This window comes from Pseudomonas syringae (genome assembly GCF_000737245.1).
Taxonomy (GTDB): Bacteria; Pseudomonadota; Gammaproteobacteria; order Pseudomonadales; family Pseudomonadaceae; genus Aquipseudomonas; species Aquipseudomonas syringae_J.
Map to the genome: position 1 here is coordinate 21,967 of NZ_JPQU01000058.1, position 6,597 is coordinate 28,563.

Consider the following 6,597-nt stretch of genomic DNA (forward strand, 5'->3'; position numbering starts at 1 on the left):
CGAACTCCGAAATCTTTCAAGAGGGGTGCATTCCCTACCGTAGGGAATGCACCCGGTTCTGACGTGGTGTGTTACTTGGCGGCCCAGGCGTTGAAGCGCTGTTCCAGTTGCTCGCCATTGTCATTCCAGAACTGCACGTCGATCTGCACCTGATCCTTGATGTTCTCGGCGGTAGTCGGCATGTTCTCAAGCGTTTCGGCGCTCAGGAGTTTGACGGCATCGGTGTTGGCCGGGCCGTAAGCGATGTTTTCCGAGAAGGTCTTCTGTTGCTCAGGCTGCAGGCTGTAAGCGATGAACTTCTTGGCCGCTGCAGCGCTTTTCGAGCCCTTCGGAATGGCCCATGCGTCGAAGTCATACACGCCGCCGGTCCAGACCACTTTGAGCTTGCTCTCTTTAGCGACGGCAGCGATGCGACCGTTGTAGGCCGAGCTCATGACCACGTCACCCGATTGCAGGAACTGCGGAGGCTGTGCGCCCGCTTCCCACCACTGAATGCTTGGCTTGAGTTTGTCGAGCATCTTGAAGGCGCGATCCTGACCGTCTTTGCTGGCCAGCACTTTGTAGACGTCTTTTGGCGCTACACCGTCAGCCATCAGGGCAAATTCCAGGGTGTACTTGGCGCCTTTACGCAAGCCACGTTTGCCCGGGAATTTTTCGGTGTTCCAGAAATCAGTCCAGCCAGTGGGTGCCGACTGCAGTTTGTCAGCGTTGTAGGCCAGAACGGTGGACCAGACGAAGAAGCCTGCACCACAACGAGTGATCGCGCCCGAAACGTATTTCGACTTGTCGCCGAACAGCGCAGGATCCAGCTCCTCGAACATGTCTTCGTCGCAGCCGCGAGCCAGTTCCGGCGACTCCACTTCTACCAGGTCCCAGTTAACGCTTTTGGTGTCGACCATGGCTTTGACTTTGGCCATCTCGCCGTTGTACTCGCCAGCGATGATCTTGCCGTTGCCAGCTTTTTCCCAAGGGGCGTAGAAGGCTTTTTCCTGTGCGGCCTTGTTGGCGCCACCAAACGATACGACGGTCAGGTCAGTGGCGGCCATGGCTTGCGCGGCACACATCATGCCCAGCGTGATTGCGGTGAACTTCAAAGATTTGAGCATTTCGTTGTTTTCTCCACGAGCAGTGTTGGTTTATGCGTTGTGGGCGATGTGATTCGCCTCTGGCTGATGCCTTTTTATTGATAGATCAATGCACGTGCTGCAAGGGGTCGAGCGCGCGAACATGCTCGATTTGCCATCCAATTGGCACAACGTCGCCAACGCTCAGGGCCGGGTCCAGCTCGGCGATGGGCTGCTTGACGAAGAAGTCGGTCTTACCTGCCACTTCCAGGCGCACACGAACGTGGTCGCCCAAATACACAAACTCTGCCACTCGACCGGAGAAGCGGTTAACGCAGCTTTCACTGTTTCCATTCAAACTGATGCGTTCAGGCCGGATCGACAGGGTGACGTCGTCGCCCACCTGGCCGACATTGACGGCTAGCGCCTCGACTTTCTCACCTTTCTCCAACTGCACAACGCAACGCTCACCAGTGTGGCTGAGCAACTTGCCGTTCAGGCGGTTGTTTTCGCCGATGAAGTTCGCGACGAAGGTGTTTTTCGGCTCTTCATACAGGCTGCGCGGCGGCGCGATTTGCTGGATTTCGCCTTGATGGAACACCGCCACGCGGTCGGACATGGTCAGCGCTTCACCCTGATCGTGGGTCACGTAGACCACAGTCACGCCCAGGCGTTGGTGCAGGTGCTTGATCTCCATCTGCATGTGTTCACGCAGTTGTTTGTCCAGCGCACCCAGAGGTTCATCCATCAGCACCAGCTGCGGTTCGAACACCAGCGCACGGGCCAGCGCCACACGTTGTTGCTGGCCGCCGGATAATTGCGCAGGGTAGCGATGGGCGAAGGTGCCCAGCTGAACCATGTCCAGCGCACGTTTGACCTTTTCGCTGACGTCGGTCTTGCTCATGCCGCGAACCGTCAGCGGGAAAGCGAGGTTTTCAGCCACGGTCATGTGCGGGAACAGTGCGTAGTTCTGGAACACCATGCCGATGTCGCGCTTGTGCGGAGGTACGTTGTTAATCGCCCGGCCAGCGAGGAGGATTTCGCCCGCGGTAGGTGTCTCGAAACCGGCCAGCATCATCAGGCTGGTGGTCTTGCCGGAGCCGGAAGGCCCAAGCAGGGTCAGGAACTCGCCCTTGCGAATATCCAGGTTGAGGTCTTTGACGATAAGGGCTTCGCCGTCGTAGCTTTTCTGCACACCACGAAAGCTGACCAGAACATCATTCGCCCCAGCGCTTGAATCGACGTTGCTCATTACCCACACCTTTGTTTTGTCTGCGTGGGATCAAGCCTAGTTTAGGCTGCGGCCCGCGCAAATCGGGGGGTAGGAGAGATTGGGGTAGGGAACGCCCTACAGGGATGGCGTGGATAGGTATGTGCGGGTGTCGCTATTTGTGTAAGCGCTACCCCATCACCAAGGCGCCGCGCTGTCACGCAGCAAACCAAGACCTGTAGGAGCGCGCTTGCCCGCGATTCGGTCTGTCAGTCGATGAATGTATCGGCTGTGCTGACGCGATCGCGGGCAAGCGCGCTCCTACAGATTTTTGTCGCTCACAGGTATGAGCAGGCTCACAACAACTTATGCTCCATCGCATATTTCACAAGATCAGCCAGGGAATGCAGGTTCATCTTCTGCATCAGCCGGGCTTTGTGGGTGCTGATGGTCTTGCTACTCAGGTTCAGTTGCAATGCGATGTCGTTGACGTTGGCGCCTTGGGCCAAGCGTTCGAATACCGAAAACTCGCGCTCGGAGAGCAGCGAATGCAATGGCCGGTTATCGGTCAGGCCGACTTCAAAGACCATGCGGTCCGCCAGATCCGGATCAATGTAGCGCCCGCCCGCGGCTACCCGGCGAATCGCCGTCAGCAATAAGGCTGGGTCGCTGTCTTTGGTAGCGTATCCGGCGGCACCGACCTTCAGAGCGCGGGCGGCCATTTGTGCTTCGTCGTGCATCGACAACACCAGAATCGCTGGCGGGTTGGTCAGTGCGCGAATCCGCGGGATCGCTTCCAGACCATTGACCCCAGGCATGGAGATATCCAGCAGCACCACCTCGCATTCCACATGACGCAGGGTTTCCAGCAACTGCTCACCATTGCTCGCCTCGCCAACCACTAACAAGTCCTTGGCCAGGCCAATCAATTGCTTGATCCCTTCGCGGACAATGGTGTGGTCTTCGGCTACCAGTACTCGGATCACTTCTGTTGCTCCTGTACGAGACGCTCCTGGACAAGAGGGTCCAGCGGAATATAAGCCCGCAAGGTTGTGCCTTCACCCGACTCGCTGTCCAGTTCCAATCGGCCACCCAGCATCAATACCCGCTCACGCATGCCCACCAGACCGAAGGAAGCCGGGCGGCCCTTGTGCTGGACAAAGCCGACACCGTCATCGGCGATGGTCATGCACATCACGCCCTCCTCCAGGGTCAGGCTGATCTCCACGGTATGCGCCCGAGCGTGGCGCATAACGTTGGTCAGCGCCTCCTGAAGAATGCGGAACATGCCGATCGCCCGGGCGTCGCTGAGGGGCGGCAAGTTGTCCGGCACATCTACCAGACATGGAATCTGCGTGCGCGCCTCAAAGCGCTGGGCCTGCCACTCAATAGCGGAAGCGATGCCCGCATCAAGGATTGGCGGGCGCAGTGCCGTCGCCACATCACGCACCAGCTGGAACAGCTGGGAAATCAGCCGCTTCATGCTGTTCAAACGGTCGCGCAAGCCAGGGTCGAGCTCGGCATAGGCCAGCTCACACATGGACGTTTCCAGCTTCAGCACGGTCAGCATCTGGCCCAGCTCATCGTGAACTTCGCGGGCGATACGCGCCTTCTCTTCTTCGCGCACACTTTCCAGATGCGCTGACAGCTCGCGCAGTTGCTCGTGATAGCGACGGCGCTCGGTGACGTCAGCGAGGAACACCACCAGGTATTCGGATTCCTGAAAGCGCAGAAAACTCAGGGAGACATCGGCGGGCAGGATGCTGCCGTCGGCGCGGACGCAGTTGGTTTCGAAGGTCTGGGCAATACCTTCGCTGGTACGCGCGCTTTTCCACAGGTTCAGCCAGCGGTCCATGTGCAGGGTTGGTTCGAAATCAATCAATGGCCGATCCACCACGCCTTCGGCCCCGTAACCCAGCATGCTTTGGGCTGCCTGATTGGCGTAACGCACGCGGCTGTCCCAGTTGACCCAGAGAATCCCGACGGTGCTCTGATCGATGGAGAACTGTGCCAGCCGCAGCGCTTCTTCGCCCGCCTCGCGCAACGACAGCTCGTCACGCGCGATCAACACCTCGCGCTCCAGCGCCTGCTGCTGACGACGCTGCCAGATCACGATGGCGAAACAGGCCAGTAGCATCACCAGCAGTAGCAGGCACAAGTTCTGCCAGAAGCCCGGTGACTCAGTGGCTTTCACCGAATTGAGTGGCAGCCAGCGGGCATGCAGTTGTTCAAGGTCTTTGGCGGGAATGGCATGCAGGGCGGTGCTGATGATATCGGCCAGCTCCGGCGCGTTTCGCGGTGAGGCAATACGCAGCAGTTGCGGGAAGCCGATATCACCCACGATGCTCAGCCCGGCAAACTCAGGCTCGCGGGACAGGCGGCTGAGTTGCGCCTCGTCCAGCACTGCGTAACGCGCCTGCTGGCTCAACAATAATTGCAGCGCCTGACGCTCCAGCGGAACACCTTGCAAATTGATATGCGAGTACGTGTTCTTCAGATAATCCGCCGTGACGCTGGGCATGCGCACCGCAACCCGTGTTCGCCTATCGAGAGTTTCAAGATCCACCACGCCGCTGCCATCACGCTCACCGACTACCAGTTGTGACACACGCATATAGGGATCGGAAAACAACCAGAGGCGTAGCCCCGCTGGTGTCTGTGTCAGACCCGGCGCGATATCTACCATGCCTTGTGCCAGAGCATCTTCAAGCGCGGCCTGATCGGGGAAGCTGCGCCAGAGCAATTCGGTTTGCAGATTTTTGCCGAGCAAGTTCATCAGGTCGACGTTGGCGCCCGAATACTGCTGCTGTCGGCGATCAAGCTGTGCGTAAGGCGCCTGCAGCACCAGACCCACTCGCAACGGGCCATGCTGAGCAAGCCAGGCACGTTGCTGTGCCGACAATGGCGTCAACAGGTCAATGGCCGGGGCGTCCTGCGCCCTTGCCATAAAGGACATAAAGAGCAGGATCAGACAGCCGATAACTCCAGTACGCAGCAGAACCCTCATCAAAGTGTCGTTCCCATATGTTCTGTGTACTCGTTCGAAGCGCTGCATACCCTCAGGCACGGGCCTGACAAATGCGCATCAACCCATTAGGCTGCCGGGATAGTTTCCGGCCTGGAATATTCAATGTCGTACACCTTTCGCGCAATTCTTCCTACGCTGTGCCTGGCGCTGATATTACCTTGTGGATTGCCTGCCATGGCGGCCGATCCAGAACCGAGCAAAGATAAGCCGACAGAACCCGCCGTGGAACGCCCACCGCTGCTGCCTCGCACCCAGGAAGACGCCTTGGCGCTGGAGGGCCAACTGCCGGTCGCCGATCAACAGCAATTGCAGGCGGGCGACATCAGCTTTCTCGCGCTGTGGAAACCGGCCAACACTGAAGATCCAAAAGGTGCGGTTATCATCATCCCGGGGGCCGACGAGTCTGCCGATGCGCCCGGTGCAGTGGGCCCGCTGCGGCGCAAGTTCCCGGACATTGGCTGGGCGAGCCTTAGTCTGACCTTGCCGGACCAACAGGCTGATTACAGCCAGGCCCGGGAAGTAGAAGCCGCACCCGCCGAAGCCGGTGCCACCGACAAACCCAAAGAAGCACCGAAAGCGGCTGCGCCAACCGAAGCCGAGACTGCTGAAGCGGCAGAAAAGGAATCCGCCGCAGAAACCGCACGGGCTGCGGCGGCCGAGGAACAGGCCAAGGCGCAGGCCGAGCAGATTTTCGCCCGTTTCGACAGCGCCATCAGCTTCGCCCAGCAGAACAAGGCCCGGAGCATTGTCCTGCTCGGGCATGGCAGCGGTGCCTACTGGGCTGCGCGTTACTTGAGTGAACGGCAAGCGCCACTGGTGCAAAAGCTGGTCATGCTCACCGCGCGTGAGCCTCTGGACACCAAGCCGCTGCTCATTGATCTGGTGCCAGCGCTGAAAGTCAAAACCTCGGACTTCGTCTACAAAGAGCTGACCGGGGCACGCAAGGCCGCCCAAGAACGTCTGCGAGTCAGCAAGCGCAGGAAAGGGCCGGGCTTCGATCAGATCACCCTGACCGCCATCCCCGGCAACGGCGCCGCAGAACAGGAACAGATGTTTCGCAGGGTTCGCGGGTGGGTTGAGGCGGAGTAAGGCGGGTTTATTGTGTGCAGTGCTTGCCCGTGAAGAACCGCGACGCGGTCTAACTGACGATCCGCAATCCACTGTAGGAGTGAGCTTGCTCGCGATAAATGATAACGCGGCCTGCCTGACACACCGCAGCGCCCGATTCGCGGGCAAGCCCCGCTCCCACAGGAGTGATCTCAGTATTGGCGCGAGGACGTGGGACCGGCTTTAGC

5 protein-coding genes are annotated in these 6,597 nt (G+C 59.2%); 1 reads left to right on the plus strand and 4 read right to left on the minus strand.

Translation table 11 applies throughout. The features are described from left to right. Positions 1–71 precede the first annotated feature (71 nt). The 4 genes from IV01_RS05815 to IV01_RS05800 form a co-directional block, all read right to left on the minus strand. A complete protein-coding gene (locus tag IV01_RS05815) occupies positions 72–1,106 on the minus strand; it encodes an ABC transporter substrate-binding protein (RefSeq protein WP_032630523.1) in 1,035 nt (344 codons plus the stop codon). A gap of 85 nt (positions 1,107–1,191) precedes the next feature. Continuing rightward, positions 1,192–2,316 carry an ABC transporter ATP-binding protein gene (locus tag IV01_RS05810; RefSeq protein WP_032630524.1) on the minus strand — a complete coding sequence of 375 codons (1,125 nt, stop codon included), beginning with the start codon at positions 2,314–2,316 and terminating at the stop codon, positions 1,192–1,194. Between the two features lie 314 nt (positions 2,317–2,630). Beyond that, on the minus strand, positions 2,631–3,260 hold the full coding sequence (locus IV01_RS05805) for a response regulator transcription factor (protein ID WP_032630525.1): 630 nt from the start codon (positions 3,258–3,260) through the stop codon (positions 2,631–2,633). After that, entirely contained in the window at positions 3,257–5,281 is a 2,025-nt protein-coding gene (locus IV01_RS05800) for a histidine kinase (RefSeq protein ID WP_050507880.1), read from the minus strand. Before IV01_RS05800 ends, IV01_RS05805 begins: the two co-directional genes overlap by 4 nt. A 123-nt stretch (positions 5,282–5,404) precedes the next feature. On the opposite strand from IV01_RS05800, the gene IV01_RS05795 reads away from it, so the two are divergent. Further along, entirely contained in the window at positions 5,405–6,391 is a 987-nt protein-coding gene (locus tag IV01_RS05795; RefSeq protein ID WP_032630528.1) for an alpha/beta hydrolase family protein, read from the plus strand. Positions 6,392–6,597: the final 206 nt, after the last annotated feature.

Coding starts and splice junctions, on each gene's coding strand:
- IV01_RS05815 (WP_032630523.1), bottom strand. CDS start 1,106: ATGCTCAAATCTTTGAAGTTCACCGCAATCACGCTGGGCATGATGTGT.
- IV01_RS05810 (WP_032630524.1), bottom strand. CDS start 2,316: ATGAGCAACGTCGATTCAAGCGCTGGGGCGAATGATGTTCTGGTCAGC.
- IV01_RS05800 (WP_050507880.1), bottom strand. CDS start 5,281: ATGAGGGTTCTGCTGCGTACTGGAGTTATCGGCTGTCTGATCCTGCTC.
- IV01_RS05795 (WP_032630528.1), top strand. CDS start 5,405: ATGTCGTACACCTTTCGCGCAATTCTTCCTACGCTGTGCCTGGCGCTG.